This window comes from Amycolatopsis sp. NPDC051061 (genome assembly GCF_040682935.1).
In the GTDB taxonomy this organism is placed as follows: domain Bacteria; phylum Actinomycetota; class Actinomycetes; order Mycobacteriales; family Pseudonocardiaceae; genus Amycolatopsis.
Map to the genome: position 1 here is coordinate 1 of NZ_JBFBBZ010000069.1, position 21530 is coordinate 21530.

At 71.2% G+C, this 21530-nt stretch carries 21 protein-coding genes; 12 read left to right on the forward strand and 9 right to left on the reverse strand.

Annotated elements, in window-relative coordinates; translation table 11 throughout:
• Nucleotides 1-68 precede the first annotated feature (68 nt).
• Nucleotides 69-2003, reverse strand: a complete 1935-nt coding sequence (asnB, locus tag AB0N03_RS47225) for an asparagine synthase (glutamine-hydrolyzing) (RefSeq protein ID WP_364387161.1) — start codon at nt 2001-2003, stop codon at nt 69-71.
• Between the two features lie 188 nt (nt 2004-2191).
• Between asnB and AB0N03_RS47230 the strand changes: the two genes are divergently transcribed.
• Together AB0N03_RS47230 and AB0N03_RS47235 are read left to right on the forward strand one after the other, a co-directional pair.
• A complete protein-coding gene (locus AB0N03_RS47230) occupies nt 2192-3136 on the forward strand; it encodes a cytochrome c oxidase subunit II (RefSeq protein ID WP_364387163.1) in 945 nt (314 codons plus the stop codon).
• Nucleotides 3137-3167: 31 nt separating this feature from the next.
• Nucleotides 3168-3593 (forward strand): cytochrome c oxidase subunit 4, encoded by a 426-nt coding sequence (locus tag AB0N03_RS47235; protein WP_364387165.1) that lies wholly within the window; start codon nt 3168-3170, stop codon nt 3591-3593.
• On the opposite strand, the gene AB0N03_RS47240 is transcribed toward AB0N03_RS47235, so the two are convergent.
• Complete coding sequence (locus tag AB0N03_RS47240; RefSeq protein ID WP_364387167.1) at nt 3541-4470, reverse strand: DMT family transporter; 930 nt, start codon at nt 4468-4470, stop codon at nt 3541-3543. The genes AB0N03_RS47235 and AB0N03_RS47240 overlap by 53 nt on opposite strands.
• 83 nt (nt 4471-4553) lie before the next feature.
• Here AB0N03_RS47240 and AB0N03_RS47245 point away from each other — a divergent pair, with 83 nt between their 5' ends.
• On the forward strand, nt 4554-5507 hold the full coding sequence (locus AB0N03_RS47245; RefSeq protein ID WP_364387169.1) for a helix-turn-helix domain-containing protein: 954 nt from the start codon (nt 4554-4556) through the stop codon (nt 5505-5507).
• Between the two features lie 98 nt (nt 5508-5605).
• Here AB0N03_RS47245 and trpD read toward each other — a convergent pair whose 3' ends face one another.
• The 3 genes from trpD to AB0N03_RS47260 all read right to left on the reverse strand — a co-directional run bounded on the left by trpD (nt 5606) and on the right by AB0N03_RS47260 (nt 7531).
• Nucleotides 5606-6640 carry an anthranilate phosphoribosyltransferase gene (trpD, locus tag AB0N03_RS47250; RefSeq protein ID WP_364387171.1) on the reverse strand — a complete coding sequence of 345 codons (1035 nt, stop codon included), beginning with the start codon at nt 6638-6640 and terminating at the stop codon, nt 5606-5608.
• 5 nt (nt 6641-6645) lie between these two features.
• Nucleotides 6646-7056 carry a hypothetical protein gene (locus tag AB0N03_RS47255; protein WP_364387235.1) on the reverse strand — a complete coding sequence of 137 codons (411 nt, stop codon included), beginning with the start codon at nt 7054-7056 and terminating at the stop codon, nt 6646-6648.
• A gap of 61 nt (nt 7057-7117) precedes the next feature.
• Entirely contained in the window at nt 7118-7531 is a 414-nt protein-coding gene (locus AB0N03_RS47260) for a hypothetical protein (protein ID WP_364387173.1), read from the reverse strand.
• A 95-nt stretch (nt 7532-7626) separates the two neighbouring features.
• Here AB0N03_RS47260 and AB0N03_RS47265 point away from each other — a divergent pair, with 95 nt between their 5' ends.
• The 4 genes from AB0N03_RS47265 (at nt 7627) to AB0N03_RS47280 (ending at nt 12001) form a co-directional block, all read left to right on the forward strand.
• Nucleotides 7627-8250: a heme-copper oxidase subunit III gene (locus AB0N03_RS47265; RefSeq protein WP_364387175.1), complete on the forward strand. Its 624-nt coding sequence runs from the start codon at nt 7627-7629 to the stop codon at nt 8248-8250.
• A gap of 66 nt (nt 8251-8316) precedes the next feature.
• Nucleotides 8317-9174 (forward strand): c-type cytochrome, encoded by an 858-nt coding sequence (locus AB0N03_RS47270; protein WP_364387177.1) that lies wholly within the window; start codon nt 8317-8319, stop codon nt 9172-9174.
• On the forward strand, nt 9171-10325 hold the full coding sequence (locus AB0N03_RS47275; RefSeq protein ID WP_364387179.1) for a ubiquinol-cytochrome c reductase iron-sulfur subunit: 1155 nt from the start codon (nt 9171-9173) through the stop codon (nt 10323-10325). Before AB0N03_RS47270 ends, AB0N03_RS47275 begins: the two co-directional genes overlap by 4 nt.
• A complete protein-coding gene (locus tag AB0N03_RS47280) occupies nt 10322-12001 on the forward strand; it encodes a cytochrome bc complex cytochrome b subunit (protein ID WP_364387181.1) in 1680 nt (559 codons plus the stop codon). The genes AB0N03_RS47275 and AB0N03_RS47280 overlap by 4 nt, the downstream gene beginning before the upstream one ends.
• Nucleotides 12002-12076: 75 nt before the next feature.
• Here AB0N03_RS47280 and AB0N03_RS47285 read toward each other — a convergent pair whose 3' ends face one another.
• Together AB0N03_RS47285 and AB0N03_RS47290 are read right to left on the reverse strand one after the other, a co-directional pair.
• Nucleotides 12077-12358, reverse strand: a complete 282-nt coding sequence (locus AB0N03_RS47285; RefSeq protein ID WP_155541919.1) for an Lrp/AsnC ligand binding domain-containing protein — start codon at nt 12356-12358, stop codon at nt 12077-12079.
• Nucleotides 12359-12399: 41 nt separating this feature from the next.
• A complete protein-coding gene (locus tag AB0N03_RS47290) occupies nt 12400-13137 on the reverse strand; it encodes a maleylpyruvate isomerase family mycothiol-dependent enzyme (RefSeq protein WP_364387183.1) in 738 nt (245 codons plus the stop codon).
• A gap of 44 nt (nt 13138-13181) precedes the next feature.
• Here AB0N03_RS47290 and AB0N03_RS47295 point away from each other — a divergent pair, with 44 nt between their 5' ends.
• Nucleotides 13182-14087, forward strand: coding sequence for a MerR family transcriptional regulator (locus AB0N03_RS47295; protein ID WP_364387185.1), 906 nt, complete (start codon nt 13182-13184; stop codon nt 14085-14087).
• Between the two features lie 208 nt (nt 14088-14295).
• Here AB0N03_RS47295 and AB0N03_RS47300 read toward each other — a convergent pair whose 3' ends face one another.
• Entirely contained in the window at nt 14296-15999 is a 1704-nt protein-coding gene (locus AB0N03_RS47300; protein WP_364387187.1) for a DEDD exonuclease domain-containing protein, read from the reverse strand.
• Between the two features lie 311 nt (nt 16000-16310).
• Between AB0N03_RS47300 and AB0N03_RS47305 the strand changes: the two genes are divergently transcribed.
• The 4 genes from AB0N03_RS47305 (at nt 16311) to AB0N03_RS47320 (ending at nt 20906) form a co-directional block, all read left to right on the forward strand.
• Nucleotides 16311-17717: an NYN domain-containing protein gene (locus AB0N03_RS47305; RefSeq protein WP_364387189.1), complete on the forward strand. Its 1407-nt coding sequence runs from the start codon at nt 16311-16313 to the stop codon at nt 17715-17717.
• Nucleotides 17718-17909: 192 nt separating this feature from the next.
• The gene (locus tag AB0N03_RS47310; protein WP_364387191.1) at nt 17910-18173 is read left to right on the forward strand and encodes a hypothetical protein; all 264 of its coding nucleotides are present in this window, start codon (nt 17910-17912) and stop codon (nt 18171-18173) included.
• Nucleotides 18174-18597: 424 nt separating this feature from the next.
• Complete coding sequence (locus AB0N03_RS47315; protein ID WP_364387193.1) at nt 18598-19650, forward strand: NlpC/P60 family protein; 1053 nt, start codon at nt 18598-18600, stop codon at nt 19648-19650.
• Between the two features lie 89 nt (nt 19651-19739).
• On the forward strand, nt 19740-20906 hold the full coding sequence (locus AB0N03_RS47320) for a glycosyltransferase family 4 protein (protein WP_364387195.1): 1167 nt from the start codon (nt 19740-19742) through the stop codon (nt 20904-20906).
• Here AB0N03_RS47320 and AB0N03_RS47325 read toward each other — a convergent pair.
• On the reverse strand, nt 20894-21517 hold the full coding sequence (locus AB0N03_RS47325; RefSeq protein ID WP_364387197.1) for a uridine kinase: 624 nt from the start codon (nt 21515-21517) through the stop codon (nt 20894-20896). The genes AB0N03_RS47320 and AB0N03_RS47325 overlap by 13 nt on opposite strands.
• Nucleotides 21518-21530: the final 13 nt, after the last annotated feature.

Here is a 21530-nt window from a genome sequence, read left to right on the forward strand (position 1 = left end):
TAGCCGTTTAGGCCTCCTTACCGGCTCTTATGGCCGGTAAGGAGGCCTTCACGGCTTTTAGGCGAGTGTCAGAGCTTGACCGGGTACACCGGCTCCGGGATCTCGGGCTTGATCCGGTGCTCGACGAAGATGCCGTGCCACAGCATGAACACCAGCAGCGCCCACAGCTGGCGGCTGCGGTCCAGCTGGCCCGCCTTGTGCTCCTCGAGCAGCCCCAGGATCGCCTTCTTGTCCAGCAGCTCCTCGGTCTTCGAGTCGTTGATGATCCCCTTCGCCCAGTCGTACATCTCGTTGCGCAGCCACAGCCGGATCGGCACCGGGAAGCCGAGCTTGCGGCGGTTCAGCACGTGCGCCGGGATGATCTTGGCCAGAGCCTGGCGCAGCGCGTACTTCGTCGTGCCGTGCGCGAGCTTCTGGTCCAGCGGGATCGACGCCGCGACCTTGAACACCTCGGCGTCGAGGAACGGCACCCGCAGCTCCAGCGAGTTCGCCATCGTCACCTTGTCGGCCTTGACCAGGATGTCGCCGCGCAGCCACGTGTAGAGGTCGACGTGCTGCATCCGGGCCACCGGGTCCCAGCCGCGCGAGACGTCGTACCAGGGCGCCGTGACGTCCTTGAAGCCCACGCCCTCCTGGTAGGTCTTCAGCACGTGACGCAGCTGGTCGTCGCGGAAGTTGCGGGCGTTGCCGTAGTAGCGGTCCTCCAGCGGCAGCGCGCCGCGGCGCAGCAGGTCCTTGCCGCGGGTGCCCTCCGGGATCTTCGTCGACACCTTGCCGATCAGCTTCCGCATGCCGCCCGGGATCTTCTCGAACGGCGCCAGCGAGATCGGCTCGTTGTAGATCGTGTAGCCGCCGAACAGCTCGTCCGCGCCCTCGCCGGACAGCACCGCCTTGACGTGCTTGCGGGCCTCGCGGGCGATGAACCAGAGCGGGACCAGCGCCGGGTCGGCCACCGGGTCGTCGAGGTACCAGACGATGAGCGGCAGGACCTCCATCATCTCGTCCGCCGTCACCGTCCGGACCACGTGCTTCACGCCGATCGCGGCGGCCGACTCGGCGGCGACGTCGACCTCGGAGTAGCCCTCGCGCTCGAACCCGGTGGTGAACGCGATCAGGTTCGGGTTGTGCTCCTTGGCCAGCGTGGCGGTGGCCGTGGAGTCGATGCCGCCCGAGAGGAAGGCGCCGACGGTGACGTCGGGGTCGGAGATCATGTGCTTGCCGACCGAGTCGCGCATCACATCGGCGATGCGCTCGTACAGCGCTTCGGCCTCGGCGGGGCCGTTGACCGGCTTCGTCGCGAACTGCGGGTGGAAGTAGCGGGTGAACTTCACCTCACCGCCGGGCACCACCTCGAACGACGTCCCGGACTCGACGCGGCGGATCGCGGTGTGCAGCGACTCCGGCTCGGGCACGTACTGCAGGACCAGGTAGTGCTGCAGCGCCTTGCGGTCCAGCTCCTGCGCGACGCCGAGCGTGTCCGACAGCTCCAGCAGGCTCTTCTTCTCGCTGGAGAACGCCACCCCGCCGGGGCCGGCCGAGTAGAAGAGCGGCTTGATCCCGAACGGGTCGCGCGCGCCGAAGACCCGCTTCTCCTGGGAGTCCCAGATCATGAAGGCGAACATGCCGCGCAGCCGCTTGACCCAGTCGGCGCCTAGGTAGTGGAAGCCGGCGACGATGGCCTCGCCGTCGCCCTCGGTCTCGAACTTCGCCCCGTGCTGCTCGGCCAGCTCGGCCCGCAGCTCCAGGTAGTTGTAGATCTCGCCGTTGAAGTTCATCGTGTAGCGGCCCGGCGCCTCCGGCGGCCCCCAGACCAGCGGCTGGTGGGCGTGCTCGACGTCGATGAACGCGAGCCGGTTGAAGCCGTAGACGACCTCGGCGTCGGCCCACGTGTCCTGCTCGTCGGGGCCGCGGTGGCGCTGGCAGCGCATGGCCGCGCCGACGGCGTCACGCGCGTTCGCCGCGCCGGTCTCGGTCGCGCAGATCAGTCCAAGCAGGCCGCACACGGGTACTCACACACCTTCGGAGTTCTTCACCGGGCTGGGGGAAGTGCCCAGTATGCCGGGCGGCCCGTGGCGAGTAACACGCGCGTCGAGGGTTACCCCTTGGTCAGCGGAGCGCGCCAACTCGGCTAGGCTCCGCACCTGTCACAAAGATCGGTCGTAGGAGGCTCTGGGTGAAAGGGCGAGGCGCAGTGGGACAACCCAAGCGCACCCTGGGGAAGCGGACCGTGCGCGTCGCCGCGCTGGCCGTGCTGGTCGCGCTGACCGCGACGGGCTGCTCCGGCGACGAGATCCTGCGGTTCGGCTGGCCGGTGGGTGTCACGCGGCAAGCGGACGAGATGCGCACGCTGTGGACCTGGACCGTGGTGGCCGCGCTGGTCGTCGGCGCCATCGTGTGGGCCCTGATCTTCTGGACCGCGGCGTTCCACCGCAAGAAGAAGACGGTCGACGGCGAGCCGGAGGAGCTGCCCCGGCAGTTCCAGTACAACATCCCGCTCGAGATGTTCACGGTCGTCGTCCCGACGATCATGGTCTGCGTCCTGTTCCTCTTCACCACGATGACGGGGGACAAGGTCCTGGCCAAGATCCCGAACCCGGACGTCAAGGTTCAGGTCGTGGCCTTCCAGTGGAACTGGGAGTTCAAGTACGAGGACGCCAACGCGGCGAAGCCCGACGGCAGCGGCCAGGTCAGCACGGTCGGCTCGTCCGGCGAGATCCCGCTGCTGGTGCTCCCGGTCGGCAAGGTCATCCAGTACGACCTGATCTCCACCGACGTCATCCACTCCTTCTGGGTGCCCGAGTTCCACTTCAAGCGGGACGTCTTCCCGAACCCGGACAAGAACAACCAGGACAGCTCCTTCCAGAACACGATCGACCGCGAAGGCTCCTTCGTCGGCCGGTGCGCGGAGCTGTGCGGCACCTACCACTCGGTGATGAACTTCGAGGTCCGCGCGCTGTCGGCGGACAAGTACGACGCGTACATCGCGCTGCGCAAGCAGGTGAACCCGGCCACCGGCCAGACGTTCACCGCGTCCGAAGCGCTGACGAAGATGAACTGCGGCGAGCTGTGCACCCCGCACGCGGTGACCACCCAGCCGTTCAACACCGACCGCACGGCGCGCTCCGCGTCCAACTGACGCCGGTTCACACAGGGAGTAGGAAAGACCCATGAAGGTCGAAGCCCGCATCTTCTTCATCGTGGCGATCTTCGCCGTGTTCATGGCGGCCGTGTACTGGGTGTGGGCCGTGCTGGACCCCCGCTACGGAGGCAAGCCCGAGCCGGTGGGCATCGTCTCGCTGGTCCTGACCGGTGGCCTGGCGTTCCTCGCGGGCAGCTACATGCAGTTCGTCGCCCGGCGCATTGAGCCGCGTCCGGAAGACCGCGAGGACGCCGAGATCAGCGACGGCGCCGGTGAGCTGGGCTTCTTCAGCCCGGGCAGCTACTGGCCGATCGCCATGGCGGCCACCGCGGCCCTCGCCGCGCTGGCCCTGGCGTTCTTCCACATCTGGCTGCTCGTCATGGCGCTGGTCGCGCTGCTCATCACGATCGGCGGGCTGGTGTTCGAGTACCACACGGGTCCGTCGCACGACTGACCTTCGCACCCTTTGACTGGCCGTTGCGCTGAGGACTCAGCGCGGCGGCCAGTACTGCGAGCATCCCCAGTGCCTCCGGCCAGGTCGGGCGGTGACCGTAGAAAGCGACGTCCACCAGCACCGCGACCACCGGGTAGAGGTAGGACAGCAGCGCCACCGTCGTGGTCGGCAGCTTGCCGATGCTCGCGTACATCAGCACGTACATCAGTGCGGTGTGGACGGTGCCCAGCAGCACCAGCCAGAGCAGCTCGCGCGGGGCCGTCGGCAGCGGCGTGACGAACAACACGGGCGCCAGCAGGACCGCGCCCACCGTCGTCTGGACAGCCGCGAGCAGGTGCGGGCGGATGTGCTTCAGCTGCTTCGCGACGAAGGACGCGCCGGCGTAGAGCAGGGCCGCGCCGAGCGCGAGCCCGATCCCGGCGAGCTGGATGGGTTTGCCGTCCTCACCGTGGGCGGACAGCGAGATCAGGGCCACGCCGCCGAACGCGATCGCGGCCCGGACCAGGTGGCTCTTGGCGACCTTCTCGCCGAGGAACGCCGCCGCCAGGCCGACCAGGATCAGCGGCTGGGTGTGGTAGACGACCGTGCTGACCGAAATCGACGACAGCGCGTAGGACGCGAACAGCAGCACCCAGTTGCCGACGAGGAAGAGCCCGCCGAGGACGGCCAGCCCGAGGTCGCGCTTCGAGGGCCGCCAGGCGGGCAGCCAGCCGCGGGCGAGGCACCAGAGCACCAGCAGCGTCCCGCCGACGAAGCAGCGGGCAAAGGCCACGGCCGGCGCGGCCGCGCCGCTCTCGAGGACGACGGCGCCGATCGTGCCGGACATCGCCATCGCCGCGGACCACTGGAGCAGCGGGCGGGTTTCGGAGTTCGTCATGGCGACCAGATTCGTCCGGTCGGCCTCGAGCGACCAGTGTCAGAGATGACAACGGCCGCAAAACTTGTGACATGCTGGCCGGCATGGACGTCACCCGGGTCGCGGTCGTGCTGGCGGACCACGTTTCGCCGTTCGAGCTGGGCGTCGCGTGCGAGGTCTTCGGCACCGACCGCAGCGCCGACGGCATCGAGGGCTGGGACTTCGGGGTCTGCTCGCCCGCGGGGGCGCCGGTCTCGAGCTGGTCGGGTTTCGGGCTGTCCGGGCTCCACGGCTTGGACTTCGCGGCGTCGGCGGACCTGCTGATCGTGCCGACGTGCGCGCCCCGGACGGCGCCACCGCCGTCGCCGGTGCTGGACGTCCTGCGCGACGCGGCGGCGCGGGGCGCGTGGGTGGCGGGGTTCTGCGCGGGCGTGTTCACGCTGGGCTACGCGGGCCTGCTCGACGGCCGCCGGTGCACGGTCCACTGGGTCTACGAGGCGGAGTTCCGCGCCCGCTTCCCGGCGGCGTCCGTGGACACCCAGGCGCTGTACGCGGACGACGGCGGGGTGCTGACGAGCGCGGGCACGGTCGCGGCGGTGGACCTCTGCCTGCACCTGGTCCGGCGGCTGCGCGGCGTGACGGCGGCGACGACGCTGGCGCGCCGGATGGTGGCGGCGCCGTTCCGGGCCGGCGGGCAGGCCCAGTTCGTCCAGGCGCCGGTCCCGCGGGTTTCGGACGACTCGGTGGTGGCGGAGGCGCTCGAGTGGGTGGAGCGGCGGCTGGACCAGCCGTTCACGGTGGCCGAGCTGGCCCGGCGGAGCGGTTTGGGAGAACGAACGTTCCTTCGCCGGTTCTCGGCGGCGACGGGGACGACGCCGCACCGCTGGTTGACGGAGCGGCGCCTGGATAGGGCCCAGGCTCTGCTGGAGGAGGGGCGGCTGTCGGTGGAGGACATCGCGGCGGCGTGCGGGTACGCGTCGTCGGCCGCCCTGCGGCACCAGTTCACCCGGCTGCGGGGGACGAGCCCGTCCTCGTACCGGACGGCGTTCCGCGGCTGAAGCGCCCCAATGTGGCCTTCGGTGCGTTGAACGCACCCAAGGGGCCCTTCGGTGCGTTGAACGCAACCAAGGCCACATTGGGGCGCTCGGGTCCGGGCTCAGGCGAAAGCGATCCAGCGGTCCAGGACCGCCGCGGCCGCCCCGGAATCGATGGCCTCGGCCGCCCGCGTCAACCCCGCGCGCAGGTCGTCCTCAAGGGACTCCGAGAACCCCGTGAACGCCGCCAGAGCCGCGGCCGCGTTGATCAAAACCGCATCCCGCACCGGCCCCGGCTTCCCGCCCACCAGCTCACGCACCACCTCGGCGTTCGCCGCCGCGTCGCCGCCGCGCAGGTCCGCCGCCGTGGCCCGGGGGATGCCCAGCGAAGCCGGGTCGAACGCCGTCCGGGTCACCGTTCCACCCGACACCACCCACACCGTCGAGGTGGTCGTCGTCGTGATTTCGTCGAGCCCGTCGTCGCCGCGGACCACCAGAGCCGTCGTGCCCCTGCGGGCGAACACCTCCGCCAGCACGTGCGTCTTGTCCTCGTACGCGCAGCCGATCAGCGCGCTGCCCGGCTGGGCCGGGTTGGTCAGCGGGCCGAGGAGGTTGAACGTCGTCGGGATGCCGAGCTCGCCGCGGACCGGGCCCGCGTGGCGCAGGGCGGGGTGGAACGCCGACGCCAGGAAGAACCCCACGCCGACCTCGGTGAGGCTGCGCTGGACTTCCTCCGGGGGCAGCGAAATCGTGACGCCGAGCGCCTCCAGGACGTCCGCCGCGCCGGACTTCGACGACGCGCTGCGGTTGCCGTGCTTGGCCACCGGGGCGCCGGCCGCCGCCGTGACGATCGTCGCCATCGTCGAGATGTTCACCGAGTTCGAGCCGTCGCCGCCCGTGCCGACGATGTCGACGGCCGCGCGGTCCAGCTCGACCCGCCGGGCGTGCGCCAGCATCGTCGCGGCCATACCCGCGATCTCCGAAGGCGTCTCGCCCTTCGCGCGCAGCGCCACCGCGAACCCGGCGATCCGCGCCGGGCTCGCCGCGCCGCTCATGATCTGGTCCATCGCCCACGCCGTGTCCTCCTCGGACAGGTCGACGCGTGCGACGAGCTGCTTGAGCAGCGGCGGCCAGGTGCGGGGGACCGGGGTGGCCACCGGGCTCAGCCGTTCACGACGGGGACCCGTCGCGCGCGCAGCACGTCGGCGACGGTCTCCGCGGCGGTCAACGGGTCCAGCGGGTGCACCAGCACGGCGTCCGCCTGCGACCACGTCGCCAGCCACCGGTCGTCCCGGCGCCGTACCGCGACCACGATCGGGGGACAGTCGGTGATCTCGCTCTTCAGCTGCCGGCACAGGCCGATGCCCCCGGTCGGCTGGGCCTCGCCGTCGAGGATCGCCAGGTCGACGTGGCCCGCGTCCACCTCGGACAGCACGTCGGCGATCCCGGTCGCCTCGACGTAGTCCACGCGCGCCAGGTCGGCGGCGGGCCGTCGGCCGACCGCGTTCACGATCGCTTCGCGCACCTCCGCCTTGTGGCTGAACACCAGGACCCGCATCGACTGCTCGCCCATCAGGCACGCCTCCATACTCGTCACCGCACGTCTCGCCCGATCGTATCGGCCGAGACCGACATCACGCGGGCGCCTCCGGCTGGAGCGCGTCCCAGCCGAGCGCGTCCCCGCCGAGCCGCTGCGCCAGACCCGCCATCCGGGACCGTTCCTGGGCGCAGTGCAGCGCGTCGAGCACTTGGACGCGGACCGCGTGGACCCGCGTCAGGCCACCCGAAACAGACTGTTCCCGCAGGTCGTAGCCGTCCTGGGCGAGAATCGACGCCGCCTCGGCGAGCCGGTCCGGCGGCAGGAGCAGGTGGTGTCGCAGGACGGCCGGTGCCGTGCTGACCCAGGCGGGTGAACCGGCGAGGACGGCGGAGTCCGCGACGACCGGGTCGAAGGCCTCGGCGACGATCTCCAAACCGGCCGTATCAGCCGTCAGACCGGGGGTTTCGTGCCTCTTGACCAGGTCAAGCAGCCGGTCGAGTAAACCCATGAGTAGCTCTCACCTTCCCGGGCATCCGGTGTGATCGGTTACGCAGACGACCCGCCGTGGACCCACCCGGCGGGACGGTGGTGCGAGAGGACATAATGCGATCCGTGACAACGGCAGCTCCCACCATCAGTCAGCGGGTTCACTCGCTGAACCGGCCGAACATGGTCAGTGTCGGCACCATCGTGTGGCTGTCCAGCGAACTGATGTTCTTCGCCGGGCTCTTCGCGATGTTCTTCACCGTCAAGGCGCAGAACTCCTCCGGCCAGTGGCCGCCGCCGCTGCACGGCGAAGAGTTCCACCTCAACGTGACGTACGCGATCCCGTTCACGGTGATCCTCGTGCTGTCCTCGCTGACCTGCCAGTTCGGCGTATTCGCCGCCGAGCGCGGCGACGTCTACGGACTCCGCCGCTGGTACATCATCACGTTGATCATGGGCGCGATCTTCGTCGGCGGCCAGGCCAACGAGTACCACAACCTGGTCGAAGAGGGGATGACGATCCCGTCCGGCCCGTTCGGCACGGTCTTCTACCTCGCCACCGGGTTCCACGGCCTGCACGTCATCGGCGGGCTCATCGCCTTCGTGTACCTGCTCATCCGCACGAAACTGAGCAAGTTCACGCCCGCTCAGGCCACGTCGGCGATCGTCGTGTCCTACTACTGGCACTTCGTCGACATCGTGTGGGTCGGCCTGTTCGGTGTGATCTACCTCCTCCCGTGAGGGCTTCACGCCCAGCCGCCACCACCTTCACCATCGGCCTGAACTGACAGCAAGGGTTGCCGCAAGATGACCACCAGCACCAAGTCCTCGGCGCCGACGGGCTCTCCTCAGCGGAGGCGCCAGTCGGCAGAGCGCCGCTACCGCGCGCGGTCGAAGCTGCGGAGGCGGTTCGCCGGCCTGCTCGCGCTCGGTATCGCGCTGGTGGGCGCCGGCGCCCTGTACGCCGTGTTCGCCCCGGAGCCGCAGACCGCGCAGGCCCAGGGCACGCCGGCGCAGCTGCGTCTCGGCGAGCAGGTCTACAACAACACCTGCATCGCGTGCCACGGCGCGAACCTCGAGGGCGTGCAGGACCGCGGGCCGAGCCTGATCGGCATCGGCGACGCCGCGGTGTACTTCCAGACCTCTTCGGGCCGCATGCCCGCCTCGCGCCAGGAGGCGCAGATCGAGCGCAAGCCGCCGAAGCTGACCGGGGCCGAGATCGACGCGGTCGGCGCCTACATCCAGGCGCACGGCGGCGGCGCCCAGCGCCCCGCCGAGAAGGGCGAGGCCCTGCGCGGGTCCGACCCGGCCCGCGGTGGCGAGCTGTTCCGCCTCAACTGCGCGTCGTGCCACAACTTCACCGGCCGCGGTGGCGCGCTGTCCGCGGGCAAGTACGCGCCGAACCTGGATCCGGCCAGCGAAGAGCAGATCTACACGGCCATGCTCACCGGCCCCCAGAACATGCCGAAGTTCTCCGACCGGCAGCTGTCGCCGGAGGAGAAGAAGGACATCGTCGCCTACGTGAAGTCGGTGTCCGACGGCAACAATGACCCGGGTGGTAACGGCCTCGGCGGGGTCGGTCCCGCCTCGGAGGGCGTCATCGCCTTTATCGTCGGGATCGCCGCGCTGATCGGCGCGACGTTGTGGATTGGATCGAAGGCATGAGTGCCGAGGGGCCTAAGCCGCCGACGGAGGCGGAGCTGGCTGAGATGGACCGTGACCAGCTGCTGAAGCTGGGCGGTCAGCTCGACGGTGTCGAGATCGTCGAGTACCCGACCCCGTGGCCCGTGGAGGGCACCCGGGCGGAGAAGCGGGCCGAGCGCCTGGTCGCGTTCTGGTTCGCTCTCTCGGCGCTGGCCGGGCTCGGGTTCGTCGTCTCGCTGATCTGGTGGCCGTGGAAGTACGAGGCGCCGGACAACGAGAGCGGTCACTTCTGGTACAGCCTGTACACGCCGATGCTCGGCATCACGCTCGGCCTGGCCATCCTCGGCCTGGGCATCGGCGTGATCCTGTACACCAAGAAGTTCGTGCCCGCCGAGGTCTCGGTGCAGGAGCGCCACGACGGTGACGGCAAGGGGTCGGCCGAGGTCGACCGCCAGACGTTCCTCGCGCACCTGTCCGACGCCGGGAGCCGCAGCACCATCGCGCGCCGCTCGCTGATCAAGCGCTCGGCGATCGCCGGGGCCGGCACGCTGGGCCTCGCGGCCGCCGCGCTGCCGCTCGCGTCCTTCATCAAGGACCCGTGGAAGGACACCGAGAACCGGGCGTCGCTGTGGCACACCGGCTGGCTGCCGAACTTCCCCGGCGAGAAGGTCTACCTGCGCCGCGACACCGGCAAGCCGCTGGAAGAGGGCGAAGAGGCCAGCCTGGTCAAGGCCGAGGACCTCGACGCCGGCGCGATGGAGACGGTCTTCCCGTACCGGGACTCGGAGAAGGGCAAGCCGGAGCTGCTGGCCGCCGCGCTGACCCGGATCGACAACCCCGTGATGCTGATCCGCCTGCGCTCGACCGACGCCGCCAAGGTGGTCAAGCGGGCCGGCCAGGAGGACTTCAACTTCGGCGACTACTACGCGTACACGAAGATCTGCAGCCACGTCGGCTGCCCGACCTCCCTGTACGAGCAGCGCACCAACCGCATCCTGTGCCCCTGCCACCAGTCGCAGTTCGACGCGCTGCACTACGCCAAGCCGATTTTCGGCCCGGCGACGCGTCCGCTGGCCCAGCTACCGATCACGGTGGACGAAGAGGGATACTTGATCGCGCGAGGCGACTTCATCGAGGCCATCGGTCCGGCCTTTTGGGAGCGTAAGTCATGAGTTCACTCACCACGCCGACCAAGGGGTCGAGCCCGGTCGAGAAGGCGCTGGGCGACGCCGCGAACAACGCCGACCAGCGGTACCACGCGGCCAAGGGCCTGCGGCACCAGCTGAACAAGGTCTTCCCGACGCACTGGTCGTTCCTGCTCGGCGAGATCGCGCTCTACAGCTTCATCATCCTGCTGCTCACCGGCGTGTACCTGACGCTGTTCTTCGACCCCTCCATGCAGGAGGTCGTCTACCAGGGCAGCTTCAAGAACATGCAGGGCCTGGAGATGTCGCAGGCGTTCCGCACGACGCTGGACATCTCGTTCGACGTCCGCGGCGGCCTCTTCATGCGCCAGCTGCACCACTGGGCAGCGCTGATCTTCGTCGCGTCGATGGCCGTGCACATGCTGCGCATCTTCTTCACCGGCGCCTTCCGGCGGCCGCGTGAGGCCAACTGGGTCATCGGTGGCTTGCTGCTGATCCTGGGCTGCTTCGAGGGCTTCTTCGGCTACTCCCTGCCGGACGACCTGCTCTCCGGCACCGGTATCCGGGCGACGCTGTCGGGCATCGTGCTCTCGGTGCCGGTCGCCGGCACCTGGATCCACTGGGCGCTCTTCGGCGGGGAGTTCCCCGGCGACCAGATCATCCCGCGCCTGTACACGCTGCACATCCTGCTGCTGCCGGGCATCATGCTCGCCCTGGTCGGGGCGCACCTGGCGCTGGTCTGGTACCAGAAGCACACGCAGTTCCCGGGCGTGCGCCGCAAGGAGACCAACGTCGTCGGCGTCCGGATCATGCCGTACTTCGCGCTCAAGGGCGGGGCGTTCTTCACCCTGGTCACCGGCGTGCTGGCGCTGATGTCGGGCCTGTTCCAGATCAACCCGGTGTGGAACTTCGGCCCGTACAACCCGGCGCAGGTTTCGGCGGGTTCCCAGCCCGACTGGTACATGGCCTGGGCCGACGGCATGCTCCGGATCTGGCCGGCCTGGGAGGTCTACCTCGGGAACTACACGATCCCGGCCGTCTTCTTCCCCGGCGCGGTCGGCATGCCGGTCCTGATCGGCCTGCTGCTGGCCTACCCGTTCCTCGAGCGGAAGCTGTCCAAGGACACCGCGCACCACAACCTGCTCCAGCGGCCCCGGGACGCACCGGTCCGCACGGCGCTGGGCGCGATGGCGCTGGGCTTCTTCATGGTCATCGAGCTGTCGGGCTTCAACGACATCATCGCCGACAGCTTCGACATCTCGCTGAACGCGACGACGTGGGCGGGCCGCATCGGCGTGCTCATCGTGCCGCCGGTGGCCTACTACCTGACCTACCGGCTCTGCCTGGGCCTGCAGCGGGCCGACCGCGAGGTGCTGGAGCACGGCGTCGAGACGGGCATCATCAAGCGGCTGCCGCACGGTGAGTTCATCGAGGTCCACCAGCCGCTGGCCGGGGTCGACAGCCACGGCCACGCGATCCCGCTCGAGTACCAGGGCGCATCCGTGCCGAAGAAGATGAACAAGCTGGGTTCGGCCGGTCAGGCCGTGCCGGGCACGTTCTGGTCGCCGGACCCGGCCGAGGAGACCGTCGCCCTGCAGCGTGCCCACGGCAACGGGCACGGGAACGGCAACGGCCACTCGGTCACCCAGGGCGAGCCGGGCGAGTTCGAGAGCATCGAGACCGCCAAGGGCTCGGACCACTAGTCAGTCACGAAGAAGGCCACCTCCGGACGTCCGGAGGTGGCCTTCTTCATGTTCAGGTTCGGGCGACGGCCGCGGTCAGTCTTCGGCACCGATCGCGAAGGCCTGCTCGGTGTCGGCGCGGGAGTACGACCGGAACGCGATGTGCGTGACGGTGTCCAGCACCCCCGGCACCTTGCCGATCCGGCCGGGGATGAGGTCGGCCAGCTCCTCGTGCGCGGACACCTGGACGGTGGCGATGAGGTCGACGTCCCCGGCGCACGAGTAGACCTCGCCGACGCCGTCGATGTCGGCGATCGCCTGCGCGGCGTCCGGGATCGCGTCCGCCTCAACCTGGATCAACACGATCGCGGTGATCACCTGGGTCCTCCAAGACTCGTCTGCGGGGGTCGCCCGCGATCCTAGGCCGCGGTGTGCGCCAGCCAATGGTCAGCCAGGGCGCGGTCACCGGTGATGGTGACGCGTTCCGCGGGCCGCCGCCGGGTGAGGACGAGCAGCAGGTCCCGGACGGGGCCGGCCAGCGTGACGTCGGCGGTGGCCGTCTCCCGGACCCACCGGACGCCGTCGGGCCCGCGGGTGATCAGCCAGCCCGGATCTTGTCCGTGGCGCAGCTGGAGGGTCTGGCCGGTGCCGCGCAGCCGGGCGAAGTCCGGCCGGAGGCTCGCCGTGACGGGGTCGGACAGCATCTCCAGCCACTCGCTGATCGCGTCGGCCGCGAGGTCCGGGGCCACTTCGAAGGCGGTTCCCGTCGCGAGTGCCGCGTCGGCGTGGTGGATCGTGGTGTCTTGGAGCATCCGGCGCAGCCAGAACTTCGCCGGTCGGGGGCCGAAGAACGTCCAGACCGGCGTATCGCCCGCGTCCAGGACCGTCTTGGCGAGGTCGTCGGCGCCCTGGCGGAGCCAGTCGCGCCAGGTCTCCGGGGCGCCGGGGTCGGCGTCGACCGGGTCGGGGACCGGCGACGGCCCGGACCGGACGATGTCGGCGGACCAGCGGTGGGCCTGCCCGAGGTGGCCGACGAGCACCCGCAGCGGCCAGTCCGGACAGGTGGGGACGCGGGCGTCCGGGTCGGCGCCGGTGACGGCGTCCGCGAACGCGGCGGTGCGGGCGTGCAGTGCTTCGGCGAGGCTGGTGGTGTCCATGGCCGTACGGTAGGAATTCCACCCGGCTGGAGGTTCGACCGAAGGTGACCGAAGACACACTCGGGATCGGCGACCTCGCGCGGCGGACGGGCGTGCCGGTCCGCACGATCCGCTTCTACTGCGACGAGGGGCTGCTGGAGCCCGGGCGCAGCGTCGGCGGTCATCGCCGGTTCGACCGGGAGACGGTCGACCGGCTGAACCTGGTGCGGCGGCTGCGCGGGCTGGGCCTGGGGCTGCGGTCGATCACCGACGTCCTGACCGGCTCTTGTTCGCTGGACGAGGCGGTGGCTGCCGAGCGCGCGGCGCTGGACCGGGAGGTCGCGACGCTGGCCTGGCGGCGTTCGGTGCTTCGCGCGGTGGAGGAGTCGTCGCCGGCGGACCGCGCGGCCCGGCTGGAGCTGCTGTCGGCGGTGCAGGACGGCTTCTCGGCGCACGAGGTGCTGGTCCGCCTCTGGCACCCGATGACGACAGGCCCGATCCCGCCGGACACGGCCGGCATGTTCCTGGCCGTCAGCGCGCCGCGGCCGCCGGAGCAGCCGTCGACGGGTCAGGTGGTGGCGTACGCGTCGCTGGTGGTGCTGGCGGCGGACCGGACGCTGGCCGGGCACGTCCGGGCGAGCACGCTGGCGGGTCATGAGCGAGTGGCGGATCTGGGCGCGCTCCACGCGGAGGTGGGGGCGGCGTGCGAGCTGGCGTTCACGTCGGTGGCGGCGGGGGATCCGCCGTCGCCCGGGCCGGCCCTGGACCGCTTCGTGGCGGCCCACGCGGCGGCGCTGGGGGAGGGGGACACGCCGGAGTTCCGCCGGGCGCTGAACCACCGGACAGCGCCGGACCGGGCCGCGAAGGTGCGGCGGTATTGGCACCTGGCGGGAGAGGTCACGGGGGAGGCGGCGCCAATGGGGGTCACGCACACGTGGCTGCTGGACGCCCTGGACCGCTCGGTCGCCTGAGCGGCGACCAGTCCGGTGTGATCAGGCCCGTAACTCGCGTGATCAGACCCGTAACTCGCGTGATCAGACCCGTGACTCGCGTGGATTGGGGCCGTAACTCGCGAGTTCCGGCCCCCATCACGCGAGATCCGGCTCGGATCACGTGGGTTCCGGCTCGGATCACGCCGAAGGCGAACCCTGGGCACCGCGGCGGAGCCGGCGGTTCGGCTCACCCCACGTGCTCCAGTGAGTGCGCGCTCGAGACCAGGTCCAGCCATCCCCGCCACCCGGCCACCGCCGCCGGTTCCGCCCACGGCCGTGTCGTCCGGACCAGCCGCACCCCCGGCCGGGCCAGCCAGCGCAGCAACACCCCCACCTCCTCCGGCGGCGCCCCGTTCAGCGGTCCCGGGTCGGGCAGCACCGTCTCCGCCGAGGCCACCAGCAGCTCCACCACCGGCATCGGCGGCACCCCGCGCCGTGCCACTCCCGCCGAGGCCAGGCGGCCGTAGCGGATCACCGCCAGCTCCCAGCCGCCGTCGCCGTCCGGGGCCGCCGCGATCAGCTCCGCGATCGAGGCCAGCGCCGTCTGGCGATGGGCGCGGCCCAGCGCGCGGATCAGCCCCGCCAGCTCGTCGCGGTGCCGGGCCGCCTGCTCGTAGTGCCGGCCCTCCGCCAGCCGCTCGACCTGGGCCGCCGCCACGTGCAGCGGGCGGCCGTCGAGGCCCGCGATCAGCCCCGACACCGACTCGACCGACGGGACGTACTCCTCCACGCTCTGCCGCCCCGCGCACGGCGCTCCGCAGCGCCCCAGCTCCGCCAGCACGCACGGGGTCCCGTTCGCCGTCCGGGGCGAGATCCGCTGCGTGCACGTCCGCAGCCCCGACGCCCCGGCCAGCGTGTCCGCCGTCGCCTTCGCGTCCGCCTGGTTGCGGAACGGGCCCAGCACCCCCGGCCGCGGCAGCCGGACCACCGACAGCCGCGGGAACGCCTCCTCCGTGAGCCCGATCCACCAGCCCTGGTGCCGGTTCTTCGACCGCCGGTTGTAGGCGGGCCGGTGCGCCGCGATCAGCCGCAGCTCGCGCACCTCCGCCTCCAGCGCGTGCGCGCACACCACGTGGTCGACGCGCTCGGCCAGCGCGACCATCTCGCGGATCCGGCTCCGCCCCTCCGACCCCGTGAAGTACGTCCGCACGCGCCGCCGCAGGTCCTTCGCCGTGCCGACGTACAGGACCTCGTCCTTCGGCCCCTTGAAGAGGTAGACGCCCGGCGCCGACGGCAAGTCGGCCGCCAGGTGCCGCTTCGCGCGCTGCGCCACCGTGACCTCGGGCAGGTACCCCATCAGCTCCTCGAGCGAATGGACGCCCAGGTTGCCGACGCGCTCCAGCAGCCCGTGCAGCACGTCGACCGTCGCGCGCGCGTCGTCGAGCGCCCGGTGCGTCGGCCGGGTGCGCGCCCCGAACAGCAACGCCAGGGCCGTCAGGTTGTAGCGGCCCACCTCGTCGCGCGGCACCACCCGCCGCGCCAGCCGCACCGTGCAGACCACCGTCGGCTTCGGCCACACGTAACCGTGCCCTTCGCACGCCGCCCGCATGTGGGACGTGTCGAACCCCGAGTTGTGCGCCACCAGCACGGCACCGCCGATGAACTCCAGGAACGCCGGCAGCACCTCCTCGATCGGCGGCGCGTCGTAGACCATCGCCTGCGTGATGCCCGTCAGCGACACGATCTGCGGCGGGATGAGCATTCCCGGGTTCACGAGCGTCGCGAACTCGCCGAGGACCTCGCCCGAGCGGACCTTCACGGCGCCGATTTCGGTGATCCCCGACGGACTCGGCGCGGCCCCGGTCGTCTCGAGGTCGAACACCACGAAAGTCGTGTCCCGCAAGGGAGTTCCGAGCTCGTCGAACGCGAGCTGTGCCTGGATCGAACGCATGTGCGGGAGAGTAGAGGCGACCACCGACATTTTCGGGGGTCCGGGTGGCGGAGCCCCCGGTCGGGGCGAAGCCTCGGGTGGGCGCTGACATTTTTCGGGGGTGCGGGTGGTGGAGCCCCCGGGTGGGGGCGAAGCCTCGGGTGGGCGCTGACATTTTTCGGGGGTGCGGGTGGCGGAGCCCCCGGTCGGGGCGAAGCCTCGGATGGGCGCTGACATTTTCGAGAGGACCGGACGGTACCGAGAGTTTCCGTTCGTGCCCGGTCCGTGTGCCGCGCGGCGCGTCATCGGGGGCCGGGGCCTACCCTGGACCAATGCACCCGCAGCCGCTCGTGCCGGAGCCGCCCGAGGACCCCGCCGGTCCGTCGGGTGTCGCGCCGCGGCCGGAGCAGGCCGAGGAGGTCGAGGAGCCCGCTGACCAGGCCGGACGTCCGGAACCGGCCACCTGGCCGGCGCTGCCCGAGCCGGTCCGCGACCGGATCGCCGAGCTCTCGGCGGCCGCGGTCGCCAAGCTGCCCGCCACGGACGTGCCCCGCCACCTGCGGCCCGTCGCCAAGTTCGCCCCGGGTAAACGGGCCAAGCTCGGCGGCGCCGCCCTGCTCGGCGCGCTCGGGGAGTCGTCCCAGTTCCGCACCGCCGTCATCGAATGGCTGCGCGAGCACCGCACCGACGCGCTCGACCCCAACGCGGCCGACTCGGTCGCCGCGGCGGCCGCGGCCGTCCTGCTCGGCGAGTCCGGCGCAGCCGGGCGGGTCCGGCTGGTGGCGAAGAACGCCGAGGAAAACGTCCTGCGCGCCGAACGCGACGCCGCGCTGGCCCGGAGCCAGCGTCTCGAGGGCGAGCTCACCCAGCTGCGCGTCGAGCTCGCCGAGGCCAGGAAAGCCGCCGAGAGCGCGCGAGGCGAGCGTGAGGGCGAAGTCGAGAAGCTCTTGAAGCGCCTTCGCGAGCAAGGCGTCCAGCTCCGCCACGCGAAGGACGCGGCCGAAGCGGCGTCCGTCGAGACCGAACGCGGGTCCGCCGCCCGCGCCGAGGAAATCGCCGCCCTCACCGCCCAGCTCGGGCGGGAACGCCAGCGCGTCGCCAATGAACGCATCCGTGCCGAACGCGCGGTCGCGGACGCCGAAATCGCGCGCCAGTCCGCCCGTGAGGCCCGCGAGGCCGACGAAGTGCGGCTGGCGCTGCTGATCGACACCATCGACGGCGCGGTCACCGGCCTGCGCCGCGAGCTTGCCCTCGGCGCCCGCGGCGCGCGGCCCGCCGACATGGTCCGCGGCGCCAGCACCGGCTCCGGCCAGGGCGGCAAGATCGCCGACGTGTCCACGTTGGACCGCTACCTCGCGCTGCCGAACGTGCACCTGATCGTCGACGGCTACAACGTCACCAAGACCGGTTATCCCGAGCTGGCGCTGGCCGACCAGCGCGACCGGCTGATCCACCAGCTGTCCGCCCTGGCGGCGCGCACGTCGGCCGAGGTGACGGTCGTGTTCGACGGCGCGGGCGTGCTGTCGGTACCGGCGTCGGTGCCCCGCGGGGTGCGGGTGCTGTTCTCCGACCGCGGCGTGTTGGCCGACGACGTGATCCGCAACCTCGTCGCGGCCGAGCCCGCGGGCCGCCCCATGGTGGTGGCGACGTCCGACCGCGCGGTGGCGGACTCCGTGCGCGGCGGCGGGGCCCATCCGACGCCGTCCGCGGTGCTGGTGAGCCGGCTGTCGCGAGTCTGACCGGCGGCGGACGTCGCGAATGACCCATTCGCGGCGTCGGAGGTCCCGTATGAGTCATTCGCGACACCTGCCGGCCGCCCGAGAACCAAGCCGCGGTGCTGGTCAGCCGCCTCTCCCGAGCCCGACCGACGGAAATTGTCGGTGGTGGCGCCTACCGTCCTCCTCAGTCAGTCCCGGCGTGAGGAGGAGCACATGAACGACACCCCCGAGCTGTCCGAAGTGGACGTCTCGCACATTTCGGTTGCGGACATCGAAAACGTGGTGGTCGACTGCGACCGTTGCGTGGTCCGCGGCATTTCCTGCCACGACTGCGTCGTGAGCGTGCTGCTCGGCGCGCCACCCGCGGTGTGGGATGCCGACGAGCGCCGGGCCCTGGACGCGTTCGCCGACGCGGGGATGGTGCCTCGGCTGCGGCTGGTCGAGGGGCCCCTCCCACCCCTCCCGAGGACGGCCTGAAGCGGCCCGTTTCGTGTCGGCGCGCCGAGTGGTCGATCGGACCAGATGAACGGTAGGTAGCCGAAATGGCCCGGAAGAAACCCCAGCGTGTTACGCCCATCACATGTTTTCTCCGATGCTGGTCCGATGGTGTTTCGCGGCGCTACGGAGAGTTTTTGCCCTTGAGGTGGTGGACGTGGTGGCGGTCTTTTCGTAACCTGTCCGAGATCTCGTGGCCCCTGGCCGTCGATAAGGCGGCGACACGAGATCGCCGCCGGACGCAGCTTTGTCGGGAAGCTGGGAACCGGAACCACCACCGCGTGCGGAACCAGTTGCGGCAGAAGACGGCTCACGCGCGGTGAGGGACAGCGGCGAAGAGGAACCCCCGACCTCTTCGCGGCCCGGTCCCCTCGGCGGCCGAGACGCAAAGGAGACCCGCGCGACCGTGCAGTCGCATTCCCTCAGGCGCGTGGTTTCAGGTGCCCTCGCCGCGGCTTCGGTGATCACCCTCGTCACCGTCGCCCAGCCCACGGCCACCGCCGCCCCAGTCCCCGTCCTCCAGGCTCCGCCCACCGGTTCGGACGCCCTCGCCAAGTACCGCGACCTCGCGGCCGAAGCCGAAAAGCTCAACGAAGACCTGCTCAAGGCCCAGGACGACCTGAAGGCCAAGCAGGGTGAGCTCGACAAGGCCACCGGCGACGTCAACGCGGCGAAGGACCAGGCCGCGTCCGCGGCCGAGAACCAGAAGAAGTACCAGACCGAGGTCGACAAGTTCGCCGGCGCGTCGTTCACCAGCGGCGTCCAGCTGAACAAGCTGTCGGCCCTGCTGGCCGGGACGTCCACTCAGGACTTCCTCGACCGCTCTTCGGCGCTGGAAGTCATCGCGACCGAGAAGAACGGCGCGATGGGCAGCCTCACCGGTGCCGTCCAGCAGGCCACCGATGCCGCCAACAAGGCTTCCGACGCGGCGAAGCGCGCGACAGACGCGCGCGACGCGGCCGCGAAGCTGACCGATGACATCCGGGGCAAGCAGAAGACGCTGAACGACCAGATCGATCAGCTCAAGGCAGCCAACAAGAACCTGAGCGCGGCCGACAAGGCCGTCCAGGGCGACAAGGGTGGCTCGCCCACCGGCCTCAAGGCGCCCACCGCGGCCGCCCAGACCGCGCTGGACGCGGCGCTGGGCAAGCGGGGCAGCGCCTACGTCTGGGGCGCCACCGGGCCGAGCACGTTCGACTGCTCGGGCCTGATGCTGTGGGCCTACAAGCAGGCCGGCATCACGCTGCCCCGGTCGAGCCGCGAGCAGTCCACCTTCGGCGCCGCGGTGCCGCGGGACCAGCTCCAGCCGGGCGACCTCGTGTTCTACTACTCGCCCGTTTCGCACGTCGGCATGTACATCGGCGACGGCAAGATGGTCCACGCCCCCGACAGCGGGGACGTCGTGAAGATCTCGCCGCTGCAGAGCCAGTACGCGGGAGCGCGACGCCCGACGTCGTGATTTCGCAGCACTGTGGCAACTCGAAGGGGCGGTACCGCACACGCGGTGCCGCCCCTTCGCTGTCGGTGGGGGCCGCTAGCCTCTGGGGCGTGCTCAAGACCCTGCTCGTGACCAACGACTTCCCGCCCCGGCCGGGGGGGATCCAGAACTACCTGAACTCCCTCGCCACCCGGCTGCCGGCGGACGACCTGGTTGTCTACGCGCCGTCGTGGGAGTCGAGGACGGGGTCGCACGAGGAGTTCGACGCCGAGGCGCCGTTCGAGGTAGTCCGGCACCCGACGTCGCTGATGCTGCCGACGCCGGACGTCCTTCGCCGCGCGAAGCAGATCATGCGGGCGCGAGACTGCGAAGCCGTCTGGTTCGGCGCCGCCGCGCCGCTCGCGCTGCTGGGGCACTCGCTGCGCCAGGCCGGCGCGCGCCGCATCGTGGCGTCCACCCACGGCCACGAGGTCGGCTGGTCCATGCTGCCGGGCTCGCGGCAGGCGCTGCGGCGCATCGGTGACACCGTCGACGTCGTCACCTACGTCAGCCGCTACACCCGCGGCCGGTTCGCCGCCGCCTTCGGCGCGATGGCCGGGCTGGAGCTGCTGCCGTCCGGAGTCGACACCGACCTGTACGCACCGGACCCCGCCGGACGCGCGGAAATCCGCGCCCGACACGGTCTGGCCGACCGCCCCACGATCGTCTGCGTGTCGCGGCTCGTCCCGCGCAAGGGGCAGGACCAGCTGATCCGCGCCCTGCCGAAGATCCGCGCGCGCGTGCCAGACGCGGCGCTGCTGGTCGTCGGCGGCGGCCCGTACCGCAAGCGGCTGACCGAACTGGTCACCGAGCTGGGCCTCGGACGCGACGTCGTGCTCACCGGGTCCGTGCCGTGGGCCGAGCTGCCGGCGCACTACGCGGCGGGCGACGTCTTCGCGATGCCGGCCCGCACGCGGGGCAAGGGCCTCGACGTCGAAGGGCTGGGCATCGTCTACCTCGAGGCCTCGGCGACCGGCCTGCCGGTGGTCGCGGGCAACTCCGGCGGCGCGCCCGAGGCGGTGCTCGACGAGGTCACCGGGCACGTCGTCGAGGGCCGCGACGTCGACCAGCTGGCCGACACCCTGTCCAGCCTGCTCGCGGACCCAGTGCGTGCGCGCCGGATGGGCCAGGCCGGCCGGGCGTGGGTGACCGAGAACTGGCGCTGGGACACCATGGCCGCGCGGCTGTCCGGGCTGCTGGACGGCGACCCGGTGGCCCAGCGGGCTCAGGGCGTGTAGAGCGCCGGGTGCCGCGGATCGTCGACGCGCACGACGACGTCGGCGAGCGAGCGGGGATCGACCTCCTCCTCGTACCGCTCGTAGGCCGGGACCGCCCAGGCGTCCGGCACCCGGCGGCGCAGGGCGGCGGGGGAGAGCCACAGGTGCACGGCCAGGTCGAAGGCCAGGCCGGCGCCCAGCAGGAGTTCGCCGTCGAGGAGCACGACCCCGCCTTCGGGGACCGGCACCCGCTCGGCGCGGGTCGCGCGGTCGCGCTCGGCGTCCCACAGCGACGGCAGGACCTCGCCGGACCCGTCGTCGGCCAGCGGGTCGAGCACCTCGCGGCGGAGGGCGCCGAGGTCGAGCCAGTCGGTGTAGCGGGCGTCGGGGTCGGTGCGGCCGCGCTCGAAGCGCAGCGACGCGGGCCGCAGGAAGTCGCGCGCCGACACGCGCAGGGCCGCGCGGCCGCGCAGCCGCAGCGGGTCGACCAGCGCGTCGGCGAGCTCGGTGGTTTCCGTCGCACCCGCCGCGCCGTCGACGGCGACCGCGATCCGGCGGCGCCCGGTGAGGGCGTCGATGCGTTCGGTCAGTTCGCCGGCCAGGACGGCGGGGGAAATGGGGCGGTAGCGCACAGTCGGAGATCCT

Bases quoted from the DNA above. Each gene is read 5' to 3' on its own strand.
- AB0N03_RS47235 (WP_364387165.1), top strand. From the start codon at position 3,168: ATGAAGGTCGAAGCCCGCATCTTCTTCATCGTGGCGATCTTCGCCGTG.
- AB0N03_RS47240 (WP_364387167.1), bottom strand. From the start codon at position 4,470: ATGACGAACTCCGAAACCCGCCCGCTGCTCCAGTGGTCCGCGGCGATG.
- AB0N03_RS47245 (WP_364387169.1), top strand. From the start codon at position 4,554: ATGGACGTCACCCGGGTCGCGGTCGTGCTGGCGGACCACGTTTCGCCG.
- AB0N03_RS47255 (WP_364387235.1), bottom strand. From the start codon at position 7,056: ATGGGCGAGCAGTCGATGCGGGTCCTGGTGTTCAGCCACAAGGCGGAG.
- AB0N03_RS47260 (WP_364387173.1), bottom strand. From the start codon at position 7,531: ATGGGTTTACTCGACCGGCTGCTTGACCTGGTCAAGAGGCACGAAACC.
- AB0N03_RS47265 (WP_364387175.1), top strand. From the start codon at position 7,627: ATGCGATCCGTGACAACGGCAGCTCCCACCATCAGTCAGCGGGTTCAC.
- AB0N03_RS47270 (WP_364387177.1), top strand. From the start codon at position 8,317: ATGACCACCAGCACCAAGTCCTCGGCGCCGACGGGCTCTCCTCAGCGG.
- AB0N03_RS47275 (WP_364387179.1), top strand. From the start codon at position 9,171: ATGAGTGCCGAGGGGCCTAAGCCGCCGACGGAGGCGGAGCTGGCTGAG.
- AB0N03_RS47280 (WP_364387181.1), top strand. From the start codon at position 10,322: ATGAGTTCACTCACCACGCCGACCAAGGGGTCGAGCCCGGTCGAGAAG.
- AB0N03_RS47290 (WP_364387183.1), bottom strand. From the start codon at position 13,137: ATGGACACCACCAGCCTCGCCGAAGCACTGCACGCCCGCACCGCCGCG.
- AB0N03_RS47300 (WP_364387187.1), bottom strand. From the start codon at position 15,999: ATGCGTTCGATCCAGGCACAGCTCGCGTTCGACGAGCTCGGAACTCCC.
- AB0N03_RS47305 (WP_364387189.1), top strand. From the start codon at position 16,311: ATGCACCCGCAGCCGCTCGTGCCGGAGCCGCCCGAGGACCCCGCCGGT.
- AB0N03_RS47310 (WP_364387191.1), top strand. From the start codon at position 17,910: ATGAACGACACCCCCGAGCTGTCCGAAGTGGACGTCTCGCACATTTCG.